The sequence below is a fragment of the uncultured Tissierella sp. genome, from assembly GCF_902479755.1.
GTDB lineage: Bacteria > Bacillota > Clostridia > Tissierellales > Tissierellaceae > Tissierella > Tissierella carlieri.
Genome location: NZ_CABSQO010000007.1, coordinates 87,105 through 109,627 on the forward strand (window position 1 = coordinate 87,105; position 22,523 = coordinate 109,627).

Genomic DNA, 22,523 nt, shown 5'->3' on the forward strand with positions numbered 1-22,523 from the left:
AGATATAAAAATAGGCTTAGAAATTTATTCTAGCCTATTTCTATAATTTTAGATTTATATCCTAAAGGGCAATTACATAATTGATATAAGTTTGCCTATTTCAAGCTAAAAACACCAAGAGTTTTAATCGTACCATATTCTTTTTTTAATATATCGTTTAAGTCTAAATCTAATGTATTACATAAAGCTGCTAGATAAAAAATATATGAGCCTATTTCTTCGTTAAGGACGTCTTTACAACCATCACAAACATTACCTTCAACATGAGTTTTAGCGGCATTTAACATTTCCTCAAAGGTATCTTTACTATAATCTTGTTTGATAGCATGAACAGAAATACATCCACAAGAAGTAACAGATTTCGCTACAGCTCTATTAATTCGAGCATTATACTCATCTAGCTTTGTTATTATATCTAATATACTTTTATGTCTAATAAGAACCTTAGAGACTTGGTCCTGAAAATTCTTACAAGTTGAATTAATATCTGAATTTATAATATTGTCATTCATATTCTCCACTCCCGTCAAAAGATTATTTGCTATAGTTCAATTATACTTATGAAGACAAGCAGTTGTCAAATATTTCTATCAATTATTCCAAAAGATTTCTTAATTTTGAAAATCAATAATAACTTTACAAAATACTAATAAAAAGGGATTGACAACTGAAATAGGTCTATGATACAATATAAACTTTACAATTCCAGCAATTTGATGTATAATAGGATAGAAAAGGTAAATAGGAGGTTTTCAAATGTTTAATGTTGGAGATAAAGTAGTGTATCCTATGCATGGTGCTGGAATTATTGAAGGCATAGAAGAAAGAGAAATATTGGGTGAAAAAAGGAAATATTTTATTATGAGGATGCCTATCGGGGATATGAAAGTTATGGTTCCCGTAGACAACATTGAAGAAGTGGGTGTAAGAGAGATAATTGATAGTACAGATTTAGAACGAGTAATTTCCATACTTAAAGGTAATAAAACAGCTATGCCTCAAAACTGGAATCGAAGATATAGAATAAATATGGATAAGATAAAATCAGGAGATATATTTGAAATTGCTGCTGTTGTTCGTAATCTTCTGATGATGGATTTGGAAAAAGGCTTATCTACAGGTGAAAGAAAAATGTTAAGTTCTGCTAAACAGATGCTATTATCTGAAATGGTTTTAGTTGCAGATTCTGATATTGACAAGGTTGAGCAATTGGTTATAGATGCAATTAAGTGTGAAGAGGAAAATGATACTCTGGAAATTTAATTTGCAAAATAGAAAGATTGGGTTTATTATTATATAAAATTGGTAATAAATATACTAATGGGGGTGAATTGATGATTGATAAAATTTTAAGAGGGGTCATTGGATTAGTAGGGGGATTAATGGGATTTAGTATTTTAACCCTATTTGATAATCTAGGGATCATTAAAATGTTTAGAGAAGGCTGGATTAATTTAGCAGTATACTTAGGAGTTTCTATTTTATTTGGAATTATATTCTTTTCTTTATCATCAAGAATAATTAACAGGGGTAGAAAATTAGTTAAATTAATTGAAAACGAATTGGAAAAATTTTCTGTCTATGATATTACAATATCTTCTGTTGGACTTATTGTAGGATTAGTAATAGCATTTTTATTATCTCAACCAATAAATAATTTGGGAATACCTTATGTTGGAGTTATTGCATCAATTATTATTTATAGTATATTTGGATATTTAGGACTTACTATTCCTCATAGGAAAAAGGACGATATTTCTTCTACCTTAGGAAATATAAAAAGAAGCCCTAGAGATAAGGGCAAATCTCAAAATAGGTCATATCCTAAGATACTAGATACATCTGTTATAATTGATGGTAGAATAGCTGATATTTGTAAAACAGGATTTATTGAAGGACCTCTTATTATTCCTGAATTTGTATTAGAGGAGTTACAGCATATCGCAGATTCATCAGATTCCTTAAAAAGAAATAGAGGAAGAAGAGGATTAGACATACTAAATAAAATACAAAAAGAATTGGATATCGAGGTAATAATAAACGATAAGAAATTTGAAGATGTTCAAGAGGTTGATTCCAAGCTTCTAAAACTAACTCAATTACTTAAAGGGAAAATAATAACTAATGATTATAATCTAAATAAAGTAGCAGAGGTGCAAGGCATAGATGTACTAAATATAAATGAACTGGCTAATGCAGTAAAACCAGTAGTATTACCAGGAGAAGAAATGCTGGTGCAGGTTGTAAGAGATGGAAAGGAATTAGGCCAAGGCCTAGCGTACTTAGATGATGGTACTATGATTGTTGTAGAAAGTGGCAGAAAATTTATTGGTGAAACAATAGATGTAGTGGTGACATCAGTTCTCCAAACTTCTGCTGGAAGGATGATATTTGCCAAACCTAAGTCAATGATAGATAGAGCTGTTTAAGACCCACATGGGTCTTTTTTTCTTTTTTGGTTATAATAAATATTGTTTATTGTTTTAATATACTATGTTATAATACTTTAAGAGGTGAAGAAGATGTATAAAGACTACTATGTATCTGTAATTATTGCCGCCGCTGGAATGAGCAATAGAATGGGAAGCAAGATAAACAAACAATTTATAGCAATAGGCGGTAAACCTATACTTGCCCATACGATAGAAAAGTTTGAGAAATGCAGATATATTGATGAAATAATTTTAGTAGCGAAAGAGGAAGAAATTGAATATTGTAGAAAAGAGATTGTTAAAAAATATAAATTTAATAAAGTGGCTAATATAATTAGAGGTGGAAAAGAAAGACAAGATTCAGTATATAACGGAATATTGGCATTAGATGAAAAAGCGGATATTGTTTTAACCCATGATGGAGCTAGACCATTTGTAAAAATTGAGAATATAGAAGATGGAATAAAAGGTACTATTGATCATGGTGCTTGTGTTATAGGAGTTCCTGTAACAGATACAATCAAAGTAGTAGGAGAAGATAAAACTATAGGTAACACACCTCAGAGAAGTTTGCTTTGGGCCGCACAGACTCCTCAGTGCTTTTTTAAGGATATACTTATTAAGGGATATGAAAATGCCATAGACGATGGATTTTGTGGCACTGACGATAGTTCCATAGTTGAAAGAGCAGGATATGGAGTGAAAATGATAATGGGTTCTTATGAAAATATTAAGATTACTACACCTGAGGATATAATTCTTGCTGAATCTTTATTTAAGGATAAGGATATAATTTTTAGAAGAAGAGAATTCATATTTCAAAGCAGGTAGTATGGAATAGATAGGTGATAATATGAGAGTAGGATTTGGTTATGATGTTCATCAACTTGTAGAGGATAGAAAATTAATTATAGGTGGCATAAAAATCCCTTTTGAAAAAGGATTGCTGGGCCATTCAGATGCAGATGTGCTAATACATGCAATAATGGATAGTATATTAGGAGCATTGGCCCTAGGAGACATAGGAAAACATTTTCCTGATACGGATATGAAATATAAGGATATTTCAAGTATTTATCTTTTATCTCAAGTATTTAAATTAATGAATGAGGAAGGTTATGATATAGGAAATATAGATGCGACAATAGTTGCCCAAAGACCTAAATTAGCTCCATATATTGAAGATATGAGGGCTAGAATCGCAGACATTTTGCATACATCCATAGATAACATAAATATAAAGGCTACAACTACAGAATGGCTAGGTTTTGTAGGCAGAGAAGAAGGTATTTCATCCTACAGTGTTTGTTTACTTCAGAAAAAATAATTGACATGGGATAATACTATTAGTATAATGTGGATATATTATATAGACGAAGATGGGAAATAGTAAATATTATAGGTCATAGAGAGGAAGTTAAATGGTGGAAAACTTCTGTCCTCCCTGATATTGAACCTAGCCCAGAGTTTTTAGGTGATAAAGCTTAAACGGTTGTGCGTTATAACTATTGAGTGAACCTTTTATTAGGTTTATTAGAGTGGTACCGCGGAATTTAACCTTTCGTCTCTTACAAGAGATGGGAGGTTATTTTTTTATGACCTAACCCAGTGAAGGAGCGAAGCGAGTGAACTGTAGGTAGGTCAAACGCAATGAGCACCGAATCTATACGAGCGTAGCGAGTAAATAGATTTGAGTTGCGAAACTGCGTGGATGTCCCAAGGGTTAGAATAAATTTAAATAGAAGAATTAAATTAAATTCTCAATTAGAATCCAGTGAAGGAGTGAATGTAGATCAAACGCACCATTCGCTATGTTTACTTCGCTGTCCGTTAGGACCAAATTCATGCGAGTGATAACGAGCAAATGAATTTGTATAGTGAGACTGCGTAAGTTACTTGGCTAATTGTAAATTAAATTAATAGGAGGAAGATAAAATGAGAATGTCAAAGCTTTATATACCTACTTTAAGAGAAATGCCAGCAGAAGCAGAAATAGCGAGCCATAAGCTACTTTTAAGATCAGGTATGATGAGAAGATTAGTTAGTGGAGTATACTCTTACCTTCCAATGGGATATAGAGTAATAAGAAAAGTTGAGCAGATTGTTAGAGAAGAAATGGATAGGGCTGGATCACAAGAGTTATTGATGTCTGCTATTCAACCAAAAGAGATATGGGAAGCAACAGGAAGATGGGATAATTTTGGACCAGAGATGTTTAGACTTAAGGATAGAAATGATAGAGAATTTTGTCTTGGACCTACACATGAAGAATACTTTACTAATTTAATAAAAGATGAAGTAAAGTCTTATAAACAACTTCCTTTGAACCTTTATCAAATTCAAACAAAATATAGAGATGAGAAAAGACCGAGATTTGGTTTGATGAGATGTAGAGAGTTTATAATGAAAGATGCATATAGCTTTGATGTAGATGAAGAAAGTATGAAAAAAGCTTACGAAGTAATGTGGGAAGCCTATGACAAAGTGTTCACTAGATTAAAATTAAAATATAAAGTAGTTCAAGGTGATACAGGTGCTATGGGCGGGAAGATATCTCATGAATTCATGGCTATGTCTGATGTAGGTGAAAGTCTCGTAGCATATTGTGATCATTGTGATTACGCAGCTACTGACGAAAAAGCAGAAGTAGTTTACAAAGCTAAAGAGGATATACAGAAAGAGTTAGAATTAGAAAAAGTATATACTCCAGAGATAACAACTATTGAAGCGTTAGTGGAATTTTTTAATATAGAACATAGTAACTTTGCTAAAGCTTTAGTGTTCAATGTTGCAGATAAGCCTATAGTTGCAATAATTCCTGGTGACAGAGAGTTAAATGAAACTAAACTATGTAATTATTTAGGTATTGGTGGACATGAATTAGAAATGGCAGATGAAGAGATGATATTAGATATCACAGGTGCAAATAAGGGTTTTACTGGTCCTATTGGCCTGAAAAAAGAGGTTAAGCTTTTAATTGACTCTAGAATCACTAAGATGAAAAATCTAGTTGTTGGAGGTAATGAAACAGATTATCACTTGAAAAATGCAAATTATGGTAGAGATTTTACTGGTGAAGTGGTAGAAGATTTACTTTTAGTAAAAGAGGGAGATATTTGTCCAAAATGTGAAAAATCACTGAAAATGGATAGAGGAATTGAAGTAGGGAATATATTCCAGTTAGGAACAAAGTATTCTGATTCTTTGGGAGCTACTTTCTTAGATGAAAATGGTAAAGAAAAACCATTTATAATGGGATGTTACGGTATAGGTGTTTCAAGATCTGTAGCAGCTATTGTTGAGCAATACCATGATGAAGATGGTATTATATGGCCTTTAGTTGTAGCACCTTATCATGTAATTATAACTATAGTAAACGTGAAATCAGAAGAACAAATAGAATTGGGAGAAAAATTATATAAAGAGCTAAATGCATTAGGTTTAGAAGTCGTTTTAGATGATAGAAATGAAAGAGCTGGTGTTAAGTTTAAAGATAGAGATTTAATAGGGATTCCTGTTAGAATAACTGTAGGTAAAAGGGCAGGGGAAGCTATTGTGGAATATTCTATTAGAGGTAAAGAGGATAAATTGGAAATTAGTATCGATAAATTAATACCTTTAATAAAAGAAGAGTTTTATAAAGAAGGTTTGGTTATATGATTAAATAAAAAAGTGGTCCTAGGACCACTTTTTTTGTCCAAAAAGAAGGATTTTTAAAATGAATGTAGAATATTAATATAATACAGACATAAAGTCAATAGAAGAATACTTAAATATTTAATTATAATTTTATAATAGTCCTTATTTTATATTTTACAGATGAGAATCTAAGAAACTAGGGGAATGGGGGAATTAAAAAAATAAAAATACAGGCATATTATCAGGGAAATATAATATGATGTATATTATATAATCGATGGAGGGATGCTATGTTAGTAAAATTGGAATCTGAATTAATTACGTTATGTGAAGAAGTTGTGGATATATTATATGAATTAAGAGAACAATCGTTAATATCAGAAGAAGAGTTTAATGCCCACTCAAAACAAAAATTGAAATTTATACAAGAAGCAACAAATGTAGTTATATTGCAATAATATTTTTTTGAAAATGGAAATACTATATTAAATCTTAATATTAAGATTTAATATAGTATTTTTATTATAATTAATATTGGGGCTCTGCTTTTGAAATTATATTCAGAAGCTTGACTTCAATGAGTTTTAAGTATATTAACGAAAGCTTTGATTTCATGCAAGTTGCTTATGCAGTAACTAAGGAAAGTTTTTTAATTATGCTTTCATAGAAGTTTTTACTATGATCTATAGAAATGTTTAACGCTATCATTTTGCTAATAAGAGTTTAATCTATATAGTTTCCAAGAAAGGATAGCTTATGATGATTAGATATAGGTCTTTTTTATTTAAAGGGGACAGTTTACACTTAAGGACTAGTGATATATAATATAATATAATTAATTCAGGAGGTGTCAGTTTTGAAAGAAGTTAGATTAAGATTTGCCCCAAGTCCAACGGGTTTCATACATATAGGATCTATTAGGACTGCTTTATACAATTATCTATTTGCTAGAAATAATAATGGTAAGTTTATCTTGAGGATAGAAGATACTGATCAAACTAGATTTGTAGAAGGAGCTATAGAAAATTTAATAGAGTCCTTACATTGGGCAGGAATAGAATATGATGAAGGTGTATTTGTAGAAGATGGTAAGGTTGTGCAAAAAGGCAATCACGGTCCATATATTCAGTCAGAGAGATTAGACATATATAAAAAATATGTAGATGAGCTTATAGAGAAAGGCCATGCTTACTATTGTTTCTGCTCTAAGGAAAGACTTGAGCAGGTACGTGAGGAACAAAAAATTAAAGGATTAGTTCCAAAATATGATGGATTCTGTAGGAATATATCTATAGAAGAGGCGAAGAAAAGAATTGCTAATGGAGAAGAATATGTGGTTAGATTAAAATTACCTCAGAATTATGATGTGAAATTTCATGATTTAGTTAGAGGAGATATTGTAATAAACACTGATGATATTGATGATCAAGTATTATTAAAGTCTGATGGATATCCAACCTATCATATGGCAGTAGTAGTAGATGATCATTTAATGGAAATAACCCATATAGTTAGAGGAGAAGAATGGTTACCATCCACACCAAAACATATCTATCTATATGAAGTGTTTGGATGGGAAAAACCTGTATATGTTCATCTTCCAACTGTATTAAATAAAGATAGAAAAAAACTAAGTAAGCGTCAAGGCGATGTTTCTGTAGAAGATTTTAAAGATAAGGGATATCTGCCAGAGGGATTAGTCAACTATTTAGCATTGGTAGGATGGAGTCCAGAAGATAATCAGGAGATTCTTTCTATGGAAGAGTTAATTCAAAAGTTTTCCTTTGAAAGAGTTTCAAAAACTGGTGGAATATTTGATAAAGATAAACTAGATTGGGTAAATGGTCATTATATAAGATCCTCATCTGTTGAAAGGATCACAGATATGGCTATTCCATATTTGATTAAAGCAGATTTTATAGATAGAGAATTTGTCCAAGATAGATATGAATGGTTAAAGCTATTAGTTCATACAGTTCAAGAAAGCTTAAATACAGTATCAGAAGTAGTAAATAAAGTAGAATTTATTTTTAAAGATTATGTAGATATTCTAGAGGAAGATGCATTAGAGATAATAAAGGGTGAACAGGTAGGAATTGTTCTCACAGCAATTAAGGAAGAATTAAACAATATAGAAGAAATAGATGAAGAATATGCTAAAGGATTTATGAAGATAATTCAAAAGGCTACAGGGGTTAAAGGTAAAAACCTATTTATGCCAGCTAGAGTTGCACTAACAGGTATGGCACATGGTCCAGAGTTTGTGAATATATTGGTTTTACTAGGTAAAGAAAATATACTCAAAAGAATTGATTATGTAGAGAAAAATTATATATAGTGAAAAGTAAAAAACAGTGAATAACTAAAAGTGAAGAGTGAATAGTTTTAAGTAAAGATTTGGGGTTTTCTTATCTATTAGTTATTAACTATTCACTATTAACTATTCACTTCAATAAAGGAGGTTAGATATGAAGATTTATAATACTTTAACTCGAAAAAAAGAAGAATTCATACCGGTTGTTGAAGGTCAGGTTAGCATGTATATCTGTGGTCCAACGGTATATAACTATATACATGTTGGAAATGCTAGACCAATGGTAATATTCGATACTTTAAGAAGATTTTTTATGTATAGAGGGTATAATGTTAAGTATATTTCAAATTTTACAGATATTGACGATAGAATAATAAATAGAGCTAATGAAGAAAATACTGCATTTAATGATATATCCGAGAGATATATTAAAGCTCTTATGGAGGATGCAAAAGGTTTAAATATTTATGAAGAGAAAACCATCCATCCAAAAGCTACAGAATTTATTCAGCCAATGATTGAATTTATAGAGGCTTTAATAGAAAAGGGTGCCGCCTATAATGTAGATGGTAATGTTTATTTTAACATAGATAGTGCAAAAGACTATGGGAAATTGTCTAAGAAAAATATTGAAGATTTAATGAGTGGAGCCAGAATAGAAGTTAGTGAAGAGAAAAATAATCCTATGGATTTTGCATTATGGAAGAAAGCTAAAGAAGGTGAACCTTATTGGGAAAGTCCTTGGGGTAATGGAAGACCTGGGTGGCATATCGAATGCTCTGTTATGTCGAGAACGCTATTAGGAGATACTATAGATATACATGCAGGTGGCGAAGACCTTCAATTTCCACATCATGAAAATGAAATTGCACAGTCTGAAACTTTAACGGAGAAGCCCTTTGCAAATTATTGGATGCATAATGGTATGTTAAATGTAGAAAATCAAAAGATGTCAAAATCTCTAGGAAACTTTTTTACTGTAAAAGAAATTGCAGAGGAATTTGATTTGGAAATCCTTAGATTTTTCTTGCTATCCGCACATTATAGATCTCCTATGAACTTTACTAGAGAAATAATGAATCAAATGGAAAATGCCTTAGAAAGATTATATAATGGGAAGAAAAACTTAGAATATCTACTTGAAAACACGGAAGATAGAGAATTAGACAAAGAAGAAAAGGATCTACTAGATACTATTGAAAAGTTTAAAAAAGAATTTATTGAAAGCATGGAAGACGATTTAAACACAGCAGATGCTATAGCTTCATTATTTGATCTTGTTAAATTTTCTAATTCAAATCTAAATGAAAAATCTTCTAAGAAATTAATTCAAATATCTTATGATTTGTTATTAGAATTATCCGATGTTCTTGGAATACTAAATAAAAAAGATGAAATTTTAGAGGTTGAAATTTTAGATCTTATAGAGAAAAGAACGATGGCAAGAAAAAATAAAGACTTTAAGTTAGCTGATGAAATTAGAGATATGTTAAAGGAAAAAGGAATAGTCTTAGAAGATACCCAAGAAGGGGTGAAGTGGAAACGTATATAGCCTATGGAAGAAAACAACTTGTTTAGAAAGATGAATACAGAATTAAGTGCAGAGGATATAGCTATGTTATCTCCTCTGCAGCTTGCATATATAGGAGATGCAGTATATGAATTGTTAGTACGGACATATCTACTTGAGAAGAAGTTACCTGTTAAAGAATTGCATAAATTGACTATTAAATATGTGAAAGCCAAGGCCCAAGCAGATATAGTTCATATGTTAGAAGATATACTTAATGAAGATGAACGAGCAGTAGTTAAAAAAGGTAGAAATGCAAAGACTAATACAATGCCTAAAAATGCTGATATGATAGATTATAAATATGCTACAGGTTTTGAAGCGTTGATGGGCTATCTTTACTTAATGGGTAAGGATTACAGAATAGCAGAATTATTTAAAGTGGTATCACATATAGACATTAACTAATGAAGAAAAGGGGGATTAGGATGGATAAGGTAGAACTTTTGAGGTATACGCCTGATGGCGAAAAACTAGTTGCAGCTGCAGCAAGGCTTTGCTATTCATCATCAGGTGTCAGTGAGATAGAAGAAAAGCTAACTGAAGATAAGGTTGAATCATTCTTATCTCTTTTAATGGACTTAAACCATGAAAGTCCTATTGAACATGTTACATTTACTTTTGGGATTGAAGGAATATCTCGTACATTAACTCATCAACTAGTGAGACATAGGATTGCAAGTTTTTCTCAGCAATCACAAAGATATGTGAAACTTGAACAGTTTGAATATATAATTCCGCCGGCTATTGCAAATAATAAAAAGGCTAGAGAAATATTTGAAAAGGCTATGAGAGAAGATCAGAAATATTATGATGAAATATCAAATTTATTATTTGATGAACATTATAATAAGTATATTGAAGAAAAGTTCGACGAGAAGGAAGCAAGAAATAGAGCAGAAAAAGAGTCAATTGAAGATGCAAGATATATTTTCCCCAATGCCTGTGAGACTAAGATAGTATTTACTATGAATGCAAGGTCTTTGATGAATTTTTTTAGACTTAGATGCTGTAATAGGGCACAATGGGAAATAAGAGAGATTGCAACTTTGATGCTTAAAGAAGTGAAAAAAGTCTATCCTATATTATTCAAAAATGCTGGACCAGGTTGTATAAATGGGCCATGTCCAGAGGGGAAAATGACCTGCGGAAAGATGGTTGAAGTTAGAGAGCGATTTAAGTAAATGCACAATTCACAATGCACGATTCACAATTAAAACAACAACCGAAGGTCATATCTAAAGACTCAAAAGCTCGACCTCAACAATTGTGAACTGTGAACTGTGAATTGTGAATTGAAGAAAGGTGTGATAAGAATGGATTTTCAATATGTGGTTGGAAGAAATCCTGTTTTAGAAGTACTTAAAACGGATAGAGAAATAGAAAAATTATATGTTCTAAAAGGAGAGCTTCAAGGATCTATAAATAAGATAATTGGAATGGCAAAAGACAGAAATATTATAATACAACAGGTAGATAAAAATAAACTTGATTCTTTATCGGAAGGGAATGCACATCAAGGAGTAGTTGCGTTAGTTACATCATATAATTATGTTGATATAGATGATATCCTCAATAGAGCTAAAGAAAGAAATCAACCTCCATTTATTGTAATTTTAGATGGATTGGAAGATCCGCATAACTTAGGTTCTATAATTAGGAGTGCTGAATGTGCAGGAGTACATGGCGTAATAATTCCTAAAAGGAGATCTGCTCAAGTAAATCAAACGGTATATAAGAGTTCTGCCGGTGCAGTAGAGCATATGCTTGTAGCAAAAGTAAGCAATATTGTAAATGCAATTGAAGAACTAAAAGATAAAGGGCTATGGATTTATGGTGCAGATATGGACGGGACTGACTATCATTATAAGACATCTTTACAAGGAGCTATTGCTTTGGTAATAGGAAATGAGGGAAAAGGATTATCTAGGCTAGTGAAAGAAAAATGCGATGTCTTAGTTAAAATTCCAATGCTAGGCCAAATATCTTCCTTAAATGCCTCTAATGCGGCATCTATATTGATATATGAGGTAGTAAGACAGAATCATGGCTAAGAAGAATAAAAAGATTAAAGAATATCTTTTTGTTGATGGGTATAATATCATTAATTCTTGGGAGCGGTTTAGTCAACTTAAAAAGGAACATTTAGAGGAGGCTCGAAATGAGCTTATAGAGATCATGACAGAATATAAATATTATTCGGGAATTGAAGTCATAATTGTATTTGATGCACATTTAGTAAAGGGCAACTATGGAGCAGAAGAAAATTATAATGATTTAAAAGTTGTATATACGAAAGAAAACGAGACTGCAGATCAATATATAGAGAAAAAACTAGATGAGATTGGAAGGATAAAGAGAGTAAGAGTAGCAACATCTGACTGGATGGAACAACAAATTGTTTTTGGTCGAGGTGGAACTAGGATTTCAGCTAGGGAGTTAGAAATGGAAATATTTAATGAAAAAAAGCTTATTAAACGTAAAAGTACTACAGAGAATAAAAAAAATGATCTTCTGCTAGGAAGACTGGATGAAGAAACGATAAAAAAACTAAATAATTTAATTAGTAAGAATGAATAACCTTGACTAAAATATAGGTATTAAATATAATTAATAGTAATCAAAATTAACAGAGTTATACTGGGGGGATGCTTAGTGCAATTGGAAGTGCATAATGATATGGAATTAACTACATATATGACTATGCAGGATGAAGAAATTGTAGAAGCTGCAAAAAATGATGACGCTATTGCACTGGAATACCTGATTTATAAATATAAAAACATTGTAAAATGCAAAGCTAGATCATATTATTTGATAGGGGCAGATAAGGAAGATATCGTTCAGGAGGGCATGATAGGACTATATAAGGCTATTCGTGACTATGATAAGGACAAGCTTACATCATTTAGAGCATTTGCAGAAATCTGTATCACGAGACAGATAATTACAGCAATTAAGACAGCTACTAGACAAAAGCATATTCCTTTAAATTCTTATGTTTCACTTAATAAACCTATATATGATGAAGAATCTGATAGGACTCTATTGGATATAATTTCGGGCTTTAAAATTTCAGATCCAGAAGAATTAATGATTAGCAGAGAAGATTTGAATTTAATGGAAAGAAGAATAGGAGAGATTTTATCTGAATTAGAGTTAGAGGTCCTAATGTCTTATGTGGATGGTATGAGCTATCAGGAAATTGCAGAGGATTTAGACAGGCATGTGAAAAGTATAGATAATGCCTTACAAAGAGTTAAAAGAAAGTTAGAGAAGCTACTAGAGGACAAAGTATAAACTTAAGCTTGACAATTTTATATGTAAATAGTAAAATAACTAGCAGTGAGTAAAAAATGCCCACGTAGCTCAGGAGGTAGAGCACTTGCATGGTAAGCAAGAGGTCACCGGTTCGAGTCCGGTCGTGGGCTCCATGCTTTTTAAAGATAGGAAACACCAGGGTGAGTTTTCTTGTGATGCATAGGAAATTCTAAATCTCCTTAATTTTAAATTTCCGATAAATGCATTTTAAGAAAGTTTATATTAATGCTTTAACTTAAGACTTTCTTTATCATCTACTAGAGAAAACTCAAGCGTATTAAATTATTAAATATAATTAAGGAGGAATATTGAAATGGCAAAAGCAAAATTTGAAAGAACTAAACCCCACGTAAACATAGGGACAATAGGACACGTAGACCATGGTAAAACAACATTAACAGCAGCTATTACAATGGTATTAAACAAAAGATTTGGCTCAGGAGAAGCAATAAGCTATGACAACATAGATAAAGCACCAGAAGAAAGAGAAAGAGGAATAACAATTTCCACATCTCACGTAGAATATGAAACACCAAATCGTCACTATGCACACGTAGACTGCCCAGGCCATGCTGACTATGTAAAGAACATGATTACAGGAGCAGCACAAATGGACGGAGCAATTTTAGTAGTATCAGCAGCAGATGGTCCAATGCCGCAAACAAGAGAGCATATACTATTATCAAGAAACGTAGGAGTACCAAAGATAGTAGTATTCTTAAACAAACAAGACATGGTAGATGATGAAGAACTAATCGAGTTAGTAGAGATGGAAGTAAGAGAATTACTATCCGAATATGACTTCGATGGAGATGGTACACCAATCGTAGTAGGTTCAGCATTAAAAGCAATAGAAGAACCAGACGGACCATGGGGAGATAAAATAGTTAAACTAATGGAAGAAGTAGATGCATACGTTCCACAACCAGAAAGAGATACAGACAAACCATTCTTAATGCCAGTAGAAGACGTATTCTCAATAACAGGAAGAGGAACAGTAGCAACAGGAAGAGTAGAAAGAGGAGTAGTAAAAACAGGAGACAACGTAGAAATCGTTGGGTTAGCAGAAGAAGCAAGAACAGTAGTAGTAACAGGAGTAGAAATGTTTAGAAAACTACTAGACGAAGCACAAGCAGGAGATAATATAGGAGCACTTCTAAGAGGAGTTCAAAGAAACGAAATCGAAAGAGGTCAAGTACTAGCAAAACCAAAATCAATAAATCCACATATAAAATTTGAATCAGAAGTATACGTACTATCTAAAGAAGAGGGTGGAAGACATACACCATTCTTTAATGGATATAGACCACAATTCTACTTTAGAACAACAGATGTAACAGGAGATATCAAATTAGAAGAAGGCGTAGAGATGGTAATGCCAGGAGACAACTCAAAGTTTACTATAGAATTAATAACACCAATAGCTATAGAAGAAGGGCTAAGATTCTCAATTCGTGAAGGTGGAAGAACAGTAGGATCTGGAGTTGTAACTAAAGTTCTTGAATAGTGATGAAAGACTAGGTCTTTAACCTAGTCTTTTTTCTGGATGGAATTGGAATAAACATTAGATTAATGAGGAATAATTGTATAAATTGAAGAAAAAATTGTGGTAGAAAGAAAGACTTTTTTATTGACATAATTTTTAATTTATGATAGTTTATATTAGTAACGTTGTTAAAAGTGGGGAAATGTACCCGAAAGCGATAGCTTAACATATATATGGTGTTTGTGGGAGGTGTTTTAAGTGAGAGATAGAATCACATTAGCTTGCACAGAGTGTAAACAAAGAAATTACAATTCATCCAAGAATAAAAAGAACAATACAGAAAGAATCGAACTAAAGAAATATTGTAAATTCTGCAAAACTCATACTACTCATAAGGAAACGAAATAATATTAAAACAAGTAAGGATGTGAGTGTTATGACAGCACCAACAGGTACAAAAAAGGCAAAGATGTCCGCATATTTCAGGGGTGTTAAGGCTGAAATGAAAAAGGTAATTTGGCCTAGCAGAAAAGAACTAATAAACTATACTGGAGTAGTTATAATGATTAGTGCACTTGTAGCTATTATTGTCTGGGTATTAGATCTAGTGATACATGGTGGTTTACGATTTATAATTTAGTACAAGAGGGAGGGAGGAACCATAGGTTCCCAATTGTATGACGGAGAAAAGTAGAGAACAAAGGGCTATAGATGCAAAATGGTATGTAGTCCATACTTATTCGGGTCATGAAAACAAGGTTAAAGCTAATCTTGAAAAAATGGTGGAGAATAGGGGAATGCGAGATGATATATTCGAGGTAGCAGTGCCTACTGAAGAATATATGGATAGTAAGGGCGGGAAAAAGAAGCTTAAAGAAAGAAAACTTTTCCCTGGATATGTTCTTGTGAAAATGATTATCAATGATGAATCATGGTATCTGGTGAGAAACACAAGAGGAGTTACAGGATTTGTAGGGCCAGGATCTAAGCCAGTTCCATTGACAGACGCAGAAGTTAAAGCACTGGGTGTACAAGAAACTATTTTACCGGATATAGATTTAAAGGTAAAAGATGTAGTAAAAGTATGTTCAGGACCATTTGAAAACTTTATGGGTACTGTAGATAATTTAAATATGGAAAAGAGAAAAGTAAAGGTTTTTGTTTCTATGTTTGGAAGAGAAACCCTTGTGGAATTGGATTTTGACCAAGTAGAAAAGTTGTAGTTTTTAAAAGCAAATTGCTTTTTAAATATATATAATTAAGTGGGAGGGTTTATCCCGCCAGACCACAAAGGATACAAGGAGGTGGAAGTTTTATGGCAAAAAAAGTCATGGCTTTAGTTAAGTTACAAATACCTGCTGGAAAGGCTACACCAGCACCACCTGTAGGAACTGCATTAGGACCTCATGGAGTAAATATTATGCAATTTACAAAAGAGTTCAATGCTAAAACTGCAGATCAAGCAGGAATGATAATACCAGTTGTTCTTACAGTTTACCAAGATAGATCTTTTTCTTTCATTACAAAAACACCGCCAGCTGCAGTATTGATTAAAAAGGCTGTAGGAGTTGAGTCAGGTTCAGCTGAACCTAACAAGAAAAAAGTTGCTAAGATTTCTCAAGCTAAAGTTAGAGAAATTGCTGAGATAAAGATGCCAGATTTAAATGCTGCTTCAATAGAAGCTGCTATGAGTATGGTTGCAGGAACTGCAAGAAGTATGGGAATTACAGTAGAAGAATAATAATTTTAGGAAAGTAGTGGGAGGAAATTCCGTTATAACCACAAGGAGGTAAAGTTATGCCAAAGAGAGGTAAAAATTATCAAGACAGCTTAAAGTTAGTAGATAGAACTGCACTTTATGATGTAGCAGAAGCTATTGAATTAGTTCAAAAAACAGCAAAAGCTAAATTTGACGAAACTATAGATTTATCAGTAAGACTTGGAGTAGATCCAAGACATGCTGACCAACAAGTTAGGGGAGCAGTAGTGCTACCACATGGTACAGGTAAATCGAAAACTGTACTTGTAATTGCTAAAGGTGATAAAGTTAAAGAAGCTGAAGAAGCTGGTGCAGAATATGTAGGTGGAGACGAATTAGTTGCTAAGATTCAAAATGAAGGATGGTTAGATTTTGATGTAGTGGTTGCAACGCCAGATATGATGGGTGTTGTAGGTAGAATAGGTAGAATCCTTGGACCAAAAGGATTAATGCCAAACCCAAAATCTGGAACTGTTACTTTCGAAGTAGCAAAAGCAATTAATGAAATTAAAGCTGGTAAAGTTGAATATAGAGTTGATAAACAAAGTATTGTAAATGTACCTATTGGAAAAGTATCCTTTGGAACAGAAAAATTAAAAGAAAATTTTGAAGCGGTTATGGATGCTATAATTAAAGCAAAACCAGCTGCAGCAAAGGGGAAATACTTAAGATCTGTTGCTATATCCAGTACAATGGGTCCTGGAATTAAAATTAATGGACAAAAATTAATGGACTAATCTATTGACAAAGTTTATTATTGCTGATACAATTTTGTTATTAATTAAATAGGCTGCCGTAGACAGTAGGTACCTAAGGGTTTAATTTCCTACCGAGGTTGAGATTAATCTAATTCATAAAATAGAAATTAGGGTCTCTCTGTGTCTACGGAGGGACCTTTATTTATTCGTCCTATGGGAGGTGAAGTCAGTGAGGGAACAAACCCTTCAAGCTAAGAGTCAAAATGTAGAAGAAATAAAAGAAAAAATTAGCAAAGCTCAATCAGTTGTAGTAGTTGATTATAGAGGACTTAATGTTGAACAATTAACTGAGTTAAGAAGCAGATATAGAAAAGCTGGTGTTGAATATAAAGTTTATAAAAATACTATGATGAGATTTGCTTTTAAAGATTCTGGATTAGAAGAATTCAATGAATTCCTAAAGGGACCATCTGCTATTGCATTTGGATATGATGATCCAGTTCAAGCGGCTAAGATTACATCTGATTTTGCTAAAGAAAACGATAAGCTAGAGATAAAAGCTGGTATTGTAGATGGTAAAGTTATTGATGTAAATGGTGTAAAAGATTTAGCAAACTTACCGCCAAGAGAAGTACTTATTGCTCAAGTACTTGGTGGATTCAATGCACCAATCCAAGGATTTGCAAATGTACTTCAAGGTACAATTAGAAGCTTTGCAATAGTACTTAATGCTATTGCTGAAAAACAAGGAGCTTAAAAACAAAATTATTGTGGAGGGATATATTAAATGGCAAGTGAAAAAGTATTAAATTTAATTGAAGAGGTTAAAAATTTAACTGTATTAGAATTATCAGAATTAGTTAAAGCATTAGAAGAAGAATTTGGAGTAAGTGCAGCTGCACCAATGGCAGTAGCAGCAGCTCCAGCAGCAGGAGCAGCAGCTCCAGCAGCAGAAGAAAAATCAGACTTTGATGTTATATTAGCATCAGCTGGAAACGAAAAAATCAAAGTTATTAAAGTTGTTAGAGAATTAACTGGCTTAGGATTAAAAGAAGCTAAAGAATTAGTAGACAACGCTCCAAAGCCAATTAAAGAAGGAGCTTCAAAAGAAGAAGCTGATGATATTAAAGCTAAATTAGAAGAAGCTGGAGCACAAGTAGAAGTAAAATAATTATGGTTAAGTTAAAAAGGCTTTCTATTATATTGAAAGCCTTTTTTATAACCTATAGAAGTTATCATAAATGGGTTTCACAAAAGGTTTCCTTGTATATTAATATTTTAATGGAAGCCTTTTATTATGCTAAAAATACATAAGAAATAACTTGACATAAGAATTGCATTATGGTAACATAATTAAATGCATAATAGGGAAAAATATTGTCTATTGTATAATTTTTCAATTAAATGACAATATTATAATATATTTGTTTTGGAAAAGTTTTACCAAAAGTATTTGATGCTTTTGGATATTTTAGTTTAATAAGGGGTGAATTTTTGATGGTACATCCTGTAACCTACGGAAAGCGTGTTAGGATGAGTTATTCACGCATTGATGAAGTACTAGATTTGCCTGACTTAATTGAGGTGCAAAAGTCTTCTTATGAATGGTTTTTGAAGGAGGGTCTTAGAGAGGTTTTTGAAGACATTTCTCCTATCCAAGACTATACTGGTAATCTGATATTAGAATTTGTTGATTACCATATTGGGGAAAACATTAAGTATGGCGAGGATGAAGCAAGAGAAAGAGATGCTAATTATTCTGCACCGTTAAAGGTAAAGGTAAGACTCATTAACAAAGAAACTGGTGAAGTAAAAGAGCAAGAGGTTTTTATGGGTGATTTACCTTTAATGACTGATAAGGGTACATTTATTATTAATGGTGCCGAGAGAGTAGTTGTCAGCCAATTAGTTAGGTCACCAGGTGTTTATTTTGTAGAAGAGATAGATAAAACAGGTAAAAGACTGTATTCTTCTACATTGATCCCAAACAGAGGAGCTTGGCTAGAATACGAATCAGATTCTAATGATATTGTTTATGTTAGAGTAGATAGAACAAGAAAGGTTCCTATTACCACATTGTTGAGAGCTCTAAAGCTTCAAAGTAATTCAGAGATTATAGAAGTACTTGGTGAGACAGAGCAAGTATTAAATACATTGGAAAAGGACAACACTACCAATGAAGAAGAAGCATTAATCGAGATATATAAGAGATTGAGACCTGGAGAACCGCCTACAGTGGATAGTGCTAGATCTCTTATTACTAATTTATTTTTTGACCCTAAGAGATATGATTTAGCTAGAGTAGGCAGATATAAATTTAACAAAAAGTTAGCTCTATATAATAGAGTATATGGAAAAAGAGCTGCTAATGATGTTCACAATCTGGAAACTGGAGAAATATTAGTATCCCAAGGTGAAAAAATAACTAGGGATCAGGCTATAGAAATTGAAAATAGTGGTATAAATATGGTAGATGTATTGTTAGAGGATGGGAGAAAAGTAAGAGTTTTAGGGAACAACTTTGTTGATTCTAAAGTGTTTAATCTACCATTTGCATTAGATGAATTTGGATTAAAGGAAAAAGTATATTATCCTTTGATGAAAGAATTAGTAGATACTTATGATAATCCAGAGGAATTAAAAGAGGCTATAGGTGAGAGGCTAAAAGAATTATCGCCAAAGAATATTACTATAGATGATATCGTTGCATCTGTAAACTATGAGTTAAACTTATTTGATGGAATTGGAAATACTGATGATATTGACCATTTAGGAAATAGAAGACTTAGATCTGTCGGAGAGCTACTACAGAACCAATTTAGAATAGGTCTAGCTCGTATGGAAAGAGTAGTTAGAGAAAGAATGACTATTCAAGATATTGATGTTGCTACACCTCAAGATCTAATAAATATAAGACCTGTTGTTGCTTCAATTAAAGAGTTTTTTGGGAGCAGCCAGTTGTCTCAATTCATGGATCAGACAAATCCGTTAGCTGAATTAACACATAAGAGAAGAATGTCTGCATTAGGGCCTGGAGGTCTTAGTCGTGATAGAGCGGGATTTGAGGTAAGAGACGTTCACAATTCCCATTATGGTAGAATGTGTCCTATTGAAACGCCAGAAGGACCTAATATAGGGCTTATAACCTCACTAACTACCTATGCAAGAATCAATGAATATGGTTTTATTGAATCACCATATAGAAAAGTAAAAAAGGGAACTGGTAAAATTACTGGAGAAATTCATTATTTAACTGCTGATGTAGAAGATGAATTTATAATAGCTCAGTCTAATGAGAAACTAAGTCCTGAAGGAGAAATAATAGGTAAAAGGGTTATAGGAAGAGGTAAATCTGGAGTTATAGATATATTCCCGACAGAAGAAGTTGACTATATGGATGTTTCACCTAAGCAACTTGTATCTGTTGGTACGGCTATGATTCCATTCCTAGAAAATGATGATGCTAATAGAGCGCTGATGGGTGCAAACATGCAGAGGCAGGCGGTACCTCTTTTAAAAACAGAATCTCCAATTATTGGAACAGGGATTGAATATAAGGCTGCCAAAGACTCTGGAACTGTAGTTTTATCCAATCATTCTGGAGTTGTAGAAAAGGTTAGTTCAGCAGAAATAGTCATAAGAAAAGATGAAGACAATAAATTAGAAAGATATAAATTGTTGAAGTTTAAACGTTCTAATCAAGGAACTACTATAAATCAAAGACCTATCGTATCGAAAGGTGAAAGAATCGAAAAAGGTCAAGTAATAGCAGACGGCCCAAGTACAAATCTAGGAGAGATTGCATTAGGTAAAAATATATTAATAGCTTTCATGACATGGGAAGGCTATAACTATGAGGATGCTATTTTAATTAATGAAAAGTTAGTAATGGAAGATGTTCTGACTTCAGTTCATATAGAAGAATATGAATCAGAAGCAAGAGATACTAAATTAGGCCCCGAAGAAATAACTAGAGACATTCCAAACGTTGGGGATGATATGTTAAAAGACCTAGATGAAAGAGGAATTATTAGAATAGGTGCAGAAGTAAAATCAGGGGATATATTAGTTGGAAAGGTGACACCTAAGGGAGAAACTGAGCTAACTGCTGAGGAAAGATTGCTTCGAGCTATATTTGGTGAAAAAGCTAGAGAGGTTAGAGACACATCTCTTAGAGTTCCTCATGGTGAAGCGGGTATTATAGTGGATGTTAAAATTTTCTCTAGAGAAAATGGAGACGAATTACCACCAGGCGTTAACCAGATGATAAGAGTGTATATAGCTACTAAGAGGAAGATAAATGTTGGAGATAAAATGTGTGGACGCCATGGAAATAAAGGTGTAGTTTCTAGGATAATGCCTGAGGAAGATATGCCTTATTTACCAGATGGTACGCCTGTACAAATTGTTTTAAATCCTCTTGGAGTACCTTCTCGTATGAACTTGGGGCAGGTGTTAGAGGTTCATCTAGGACTTGCTGCTAAAAAATTGGGATGGCATGTTGCCACACCAGTATTTGATGGTGCTAACGAGGAAGATATTATTCAAGCATTGAAAGATGCTGGGTATCCAGAGAATGGTAAGATCTACCTTAGAGATGGAAGAACTGGAGAAGAATTTAATAATCCAGTAACTGTAGGTTATATGTATATGCTGAAATTACACCATCTTGTTGATGATAAAATCCATGCTAGATCAACTGGACCATACTCTTTGGTTACTCAACAGCCATTAGGGGGTAAAGCTCAGTTTGGTGGACAAAGATTTGGAGAGATGGAGGTTTGGGCACTTGAAGCATATGGAGCAGCCCATACACTACAGGAAATACTAACAGTTAAATCTGATGATATTGTAGGTAGAGTTAAAACTTACGAGGCAGTAGTAAAGGGGGAAAATATACCTGAACCTGGTATTCCAGAATCCTTTAAAGTATTAATAAAAGAACTTCAAAGTTTATCATTAGATATAAAAATTATATCAGAAGATAAAACTGAAATAGAACTTCAAGAATCAGTTGATGATGAATTGTCAGATTTAGAAGTTATGGGTGAAGAATTGACAGGAGAAAAAGTATTTTCTGATGATGAAGATGATGAACAAGAAGAAAGTGAAGATATAGATAGAATAAGAGAAGATGATATACCTACAGGGTTTATTTTAGAAGAAGATACTGATGATATAGATATTAATATTGACTTTGATGAAGATGATTATGAAGAAGAAGAAGAAGATTATGAAGATTTTTAAAACCTTGGGCTTTATGCCCGAGGAATTAGAAACAAAAATTCTTTAATTTTATTATAG

General features: G+C 32.7%; 23 protein-coding genes, 1 tRNA gene and 2 other annotated features. Of the genes, 23 read left to right on the forward strand and 1 reads right to left on the reverse strand.

Features of this window, described 5'->3' with window-relative positions; genetic code table 11:
• Positions 1–95: 95 nt before the first annotated feature.
• Positions 96–512: a DUF1573 domain-containing protein gene (locus RDK80_RS05725; protein WP_094902304.1), complete on the reverse strand. Its 417-nt coding sequence runs from the start codon at positions 510–512 to the stop codon at positions 96–98.
• 244 nt (positions 513–756) lie between these two features.
• Between RDK80_RS05725 and RDK80_RS05730 the strand changes: the two genes are divergently transcribed.
• From RDK80_RS05730 to rpoB, 23 genes are all read left to right on the forward strand, one after another.
• A complete protein-coding gene (locus tag RDK80_RS05730) occupies positions 757–1,263 on the forward strand; it encodes a CarD family transcriptional regulator (protein ID WP_094902306.1) in 507 nt (168 codons plus the stop codon).
• Between the two features lie 71 nt (positions 1,264–1,334).
• Complete coding sequence (locus RDK80_RS05735; RefSeq protein WP_094902308.1) at positions 1,335–2,429, forward strand: PIN/TRAM domain-containing protein; 1,095 nt, start codon at positions 1,335–1,337, stop codon at positions 2,427–2,429.
• Positions 2,430–2,522: 93 nt separating this feature from the next.
• A complete protein-coding gene (ispD, locus tag RDK80_RS05740; RefSeq protein ID WP_094902310.1) occupies positions 2,523–3,263 on the forward strand; it encodes a 2-C-methyl-D-erythritol 4-phosphate cytidylyltransferase in 741 nt (246 codons plus the stop codon).
• A 22-nt stretch (positions 3,264–3,285) separates the two neighbouring features.
• Positions 3,286–3,759 (forward strand): 2-C-methyl-D-erythritol 2,4-cyclodiphosphate synthase, encoded by a 474-nt coding sequence (ispF, locus tag RDK80_RS05745; RefSeq protein ID WP_216557368.1) that lies wholly within the window; start codon positions 3,286–3,288, stop codon positions 3,757–3,759.
• Between the two features lie 40 nt (positions 3,760–3,799).
• Positions 3,800–4,004: a binding site (T-box leader), on the forward strand.
• A gap of 363 nt (positions 4,005–4,367) precedes the next feature.
• Positions 4,368–6,092, forward strand: coding sequence for a proline--tRNA ligase (locus RDK80_RS05750; protein WP_308523743.1), 1,725 nt, complete (start codon positions 4,368–4,370; stop codon positions 6,090–6,092).
• Between the two features lie 269 nt (positions 6,093–6,361).
• Positions 6,362–6,529 carry a hypothetical protein gene (locus RDK80_RS05755; RefSeq protein WP_158220137.1) on the forward strand — a complete coding sequence of 56 codons (168 nt, stop codon included), beginning with the start codon at positions 6,362–6,364 and terminating at the stop codon, positions 6,527–6,529.
• Between the two features lie 398 nt (positions 6,530–6,927).
• On the forward strand, positions 6,928–8,409 hold the full coding sequence (gene gltX, locus RDK80_RS05760; RefSeq protein WP_216557373.1) for a glutamate--tRNA ligase: 1,482 nt from the start codon (positions 6,928–6,930) through the stop codon (positions 8,407–8,409).
• 130 nt (positions 8,410–8,539) lie between these two features.
• Positions 8,540–9,937, forward strand: a complete 1,398-nt coding sequence (gene cysS / locus RDK80_RS05765; protein ID WP_216557376.1) for a cysteine--tRNA ligase — start codon at positions 8,540–8,542, stop codon at positions 9,935–9,937.
• An 18-nt stretch (positions 9,938–9,955) separates the two neighbouring features.
• Complete coding sequence (locus tag RDK80_RS05770; protein ID WP_308523744.1) at positions 9,956–10,363, forward strand: ribonuclease III domain-containing protein; 408 nt, start codon at positions 9,956–9,958, stop codon at positions 10,361–10,363.
• 20 nt (positions 10,364–10,383) lie between these two features.
• Positions 10,384–11,139 carry an FAD-dependent thymidylate synthase gene (thyX, locus tag RDK80_RS05775; protein ID WP_094904471.1) on the forward strand — a complete coding sequence of 252 codons (756 nt, stop codon included), beginning with the start codon at positions 10,384–10,386 and terminating at the stop codon, positions 11,137–11,139.
• 132 nt (positions 11,140–11,271) lie between these two features.
• Positions 11,272–12,009: a 23S rRNA (guanosine(2251)-2'-O)-methyltransferase RlmB gene (rlmB, locus tag RDK80_RS05780; RefSeq protein WP_094904472.1), complete on the forward strand. Its 738-nt coding sequence runs from the start codon at positions 11,272–11,274 to the stop codon at positions 12,007–12,009.
• Positions 12,002–12,535: an NYN domain-containing protein gene (locus RDK80_RS05785; RefSeq protein WP_094904473.1), complete on the forward strand. Its 534-nt coding sequence runs from the start codon at positions 12,002–12,004 to the stop codon at positions 12,533–12,535. The genes rlmB and RDK80_RS05785 overlap by 8 nt, the downstream gene beginning before the upstream one ends.
• 99 nt (positions 12,536–12,634) lie before the next feature.
• Positions 12,635–13,255: an RNA polymerase sporulation sigma factor SigH gene (sigH, locus tag RDK80_RS05790; protein ID WP_094904474.1), complete on the forward strand. Its 621-nt coding sequence runs from the start codon at positions 12,635–12,637 to the stop codon at positions 13,253–13,255.
• A gap of 58 nt (positions 13,256–13,313) precedes the next feature.
• Positions 13,314–13,389 (forward strand) — tRNA-Thr (locus RDK80_RS05795).
• A 200-nt stretch (positions 13,390–13,589) separates the two neighbouring features.
• Complete coding sequence (gene tuf / locus RDK80_RS05800; RefSeq protein ID WP_094904515.1) at positions 13,590–14,783, forward strand: elongation factor Tu; 1,194 nt, start codon at positions 13,590–13,592, stop codon at positions 14,781–14,783.
• Between the two features lie 237 nt (positions 14,784–15,020).
• Positions 15,021–15,170 carry a 50S ribosomal protein L33 gene (rpmG, locus tag RDK80_RS05805; RefSeq protein ID WP_072978085.1) on the forward strand — a complete coding sequence of 50 codons (150 nt, stop codon included), beginning with the start codon at positions 15,021–15,023 and terminating at the stop codon, positions 15,168–15,170.
• Between the two features lie 28 nt (positions 15,171–15,198).
• Entirely contained in the window at positions 15,199–15,402 is a 204-nt protein-coding gene (secE, locus tag RDK80_RS05810; protein WP_094904404.1) for a preprotein translocase subunit SecE, read from the forward strand.
• Positions 15,403–15,439: 37 nt separating this feature from the next.
• The gene (nusG, locus tag RDK80_RS05815; protein ID WP_216557385.1) at positions 15,440–15,985 is read left to right on the forward strand and encodes a transcription termination/antitermination protein NusG; all 546 of its coding nucleotides are present in this window, start codon (positions 15,440–15,442) and stop codon (positions 15,983–15,985) included.
• 92 nt (positions 15,986–16,077) lie between these two features.
• Positions 16,078–16,503: a 50S ribosomal protein L11 gene (gene rplK / locus RDK80_RS05820; RefSeq protein ID WP_094904403.1), complete on the forward strand. Its 426-nt coding sequence runs from the start codon at positions 16,078–16,080 to the stop codon at positions 16,501–16,503.
• 56 nt (positions 16,504–16,559) lie between these two features.
• Positions 16,560–17,258, forward strand: coding sequence for a 50S ribosomal protein L1 (gene rplA, locus RDK80_RS05825; RefSeq protein WP_216557388.1), 699 nt, complete (start codon positions 16,560–16,562; stop codon positions 17,256–17,258).
• Positions 17,259–17,296: 38 nt separating this feature from the next.
• Positions 17,297–17,431 (forward strand) — a sequence feature (ribosomal protein L10 leader region).
• Between the two features lie 17 nt (positions 17,432–17,448).
• Positions 17,449–17,976 carry a 50S ribosomal protein L10 gene (rplJ, locus tag RDK80_RS05830; protein WP_094904401.1) on the forward strand — a complete coding sequence of 176 codons (528 nt, stop codon included), beginning with the start codon at positions 17,449–17,451 and terminating at the stop codon, positions 17,974–17,976.
• Positions 17,977–18,006: 30 nt separating this feature from the next.
• Positions 18,007–18,390 (forward strand): 50S ribosomal protein L7/L12, encoded by a 384-nt coding sequence (gene rplL, locus RDK80_RS05835; protein ID WP_216557391.1) that lies wholly within the window; start codon positions 18,007–18,009, stop codon positions 18,388–18,390.
• A 326-nt stretch (positions 18,391–18,716) separates the two neighbouring features.
• Positions 18,717–22,466 (forward strand): DNA-directed RNA polymerase subunit beta, encoded by a 3,750-nt coding sequence (gene rpoB, locus RDK80_RS05840; RefSeq protein WP_308523745.1) that lies wholly within the window; start codon positions 18,717–18,719, stop codon positions 22,464–22,466.
• Positions 22,467–22,523 lie beyond the last annotated feature (57 nt).